Annotated in this window: 1 protein-coding gene; it reads left to right on the top strand. The window is 56.4% G+C overall.

Translation table 11 applies throughout. The features are described from left to right. The first annotated feature begins 280 nt into the window (after positions 1 to 280). Positions 281 to 1,975, top strand: a complete 1,695-nt coding sequence (locus tag FGQ61_RS09515) for a phospho-sugar mutase (protein WP_055310777.1) — start codon at positions 281 to 283, stop codon at positions 1,973 to 1,975. The last annotated feature ends 190 nt before the right edge of the window (positions 1,976 to 2,165 follow it).

Below are 2,165 nucleotides of genomic sequence, written 5' to 3'. Positions count from 1 at the left end.
GGGTCAGCCCGTGGGAGGCCAGGGCGCCGCTGACCGGTGGACGGCACCGAGCCGTACGCTTGAACTTGGAAGGGGGAGGCCTCGCGGCCTCCTCCTTTTTGCGTTATAGGCGGCATTCACTAAGCAATTAAATCAATCCAATCATCCACCGGTGAATATAAACGTTCACCGTTCTGTGGCCGGTTCTCTGTTCTCAATGGACTAATATTTGCTTTAGCGCGCTGATGCGCTTGTCCTGTTTTACACGGGTTGTTTTATTGATTGTGACGGAAGGACTCACATGGCAGATGTTCATGAGCTGCTTGATACTTGGATTGCCAATGTCAAGGACGAGGAGCTCCTCGCTGAGCTCAACACGATGAAGGAGCAGGGTGACGAAGACGCCATCACCGACGCTTTCTTCCAAGATCTCGCCTTCGGTACCGCCGGTCTACGTGGCACTATCGGTGCAGGCACTAACCGTATGAATATCTATACGGTTGGTCGCGCGACGCAGGGTTTTGCTGACTATCTCAATGCGACCTTCGAGCATCCGACGGTTGCCATCGCTCGCGATAGCCGCAATAAGGGTGAACTGTTCGTTAAGACGACGGCTGCCATTCTTGCCGCAAACGGCGTGACTGCTCTCGTGTATCCTAAGATTTCTCCCGTGCCGACGCTTTCCTGGGCCGTCCGTGACCTTAAGTGCTCCGGTGGCATTTGCATGACCGCTAGTCATAATCCAGCGCCTTATAACGGCTATAAGGCCTATGGCCCCGACGGCTGCCAGATTACCAGCGAGGCTGCCGATGCAATTTCTAAGGCTATCGCCGAGACCGATACGTTTACCGGCGTGAAGTCCATGGACTTCGATGAGGCTCTTGAGCAGGGTCTGGTCAAATGGATCGATGACTCGTGCCTCGAGCGTTATTATGACGCCGTTCTCGCCCGCGGCGTGACCAACCTTTCTGCCGAGGAGATCGCTGGCGCTCCGCTTAAGCTCGTCTACACTCCGCTCAACGGCACCGGCCTCATTCCCGTCACGACGGTGCTCGAGCGCGCTGGCATCACCGATGTCACGGTTGTTCCCGAGCAGAAGGAGCCTAACGGCGATTTCCCGACCTGCCCGTATCCTAACCCCGAGATTCGCCAGGCCATGCAGAAGGGCATTGACCTGTGCGAGCAGGTTCACCCTGATCTGCTGCTTGCAACCGATCCTGACGCCGATCGCGTTGGCGTTGCCGTTAAGAATAGCGATGACTATCTGCTGCTGACCGGCAATGAGATGGGCGTTCTGCTGCTCGACTATATCTGCAAGACCCGCGCTGCTCGCGGTGAGGACCTCACTAAGAAGGTTGCTGTCACTACTATCGTTTCTTCCGCCATGGTTGACGCTCTGGCCGATGAGTACGGTTTTGAGCTCCGTCGTTGCCTGACGGGCTTCAAGTACATCGGCGACATCATTACTTCTCTTTCCGATGCTGGCGAGGTCGATCGCTTTATCTTCGGTTTTGAGGAGAGCTACGGCTATCTGGCCGGCGACCACGTGCGCGACAAGGACGCCGTGAGCACTTCGCTTTTGATTTGCCAGATGGCGCAGTATTACAAGCTCCAGGGAAAGAACCTTGCCGACGCGATGCACGAGCTGTACGAGAAGTATGGCTACTATCACAACAAGACGATTTCGCTGAGCTATCCGGGTGCTGAGGGTGCGGCAAAGATGGCCGGCATCATGGCCGGTCTGCGCGAGAACCCGCCCGCGGAGCTCGCCGGTTCCAAGATTGAGGCCGTCGTTGATTACAACACCTGCGTGAACGGCCTGCCGAAGGCTAATGTTATTGAGTTCGATCTTGAGGGTGGCAACAAGGGTATTGTTCGTCCTTCCGGCACCGAGCCCAAGATTAAGCTGTACATCTTCGCTAAGGGCGCGGATGCCGCCGAGGCAGATGCAGCACTTGACGCGATCGAGGAGTCCGGTCGCAAGCTGCTGGCATAAGGTATTTAAGAGTCTATTGCTATAGATGGGCGAAAGAGGGGATCTCGGATGCGAGGTCCCCTCCTGTTTTTAACCAGCCAGCCGAGAGTACTTAGATGTGTAGGAAATGTGTACGCCCAGATTCCCGCCCCCGGCGCCCCTCCGGTCTGGCAATATATCTCCTTGCCGCGCGGCCCGGTGGAACCGGGAA

This window comes from Collinsella aerofaciens (assembly GCF_005844325.1).
GTDB classification, from domain to species: Bacteria; Actinomycetota; Coriobacteriia; order Coriobacteriales; family Coriobacteriaceae; genus Collinsella; species Collinsella aerofaciens_G.
Note: the sequence above shows the minus strand (reverse complement) of the source record. Positions and strands in the feature narration are given on the sequence as shown.

Excerpts from the sequence above, each read along its gene's own strand:
- FGQ61_RS09515 (WP_055310777.1), top strand. The coding sequence starts at position 281 with ATGGCAGATGTTCATGAGCTGCTTGATACTTGGATTGCCAATGTCAAG.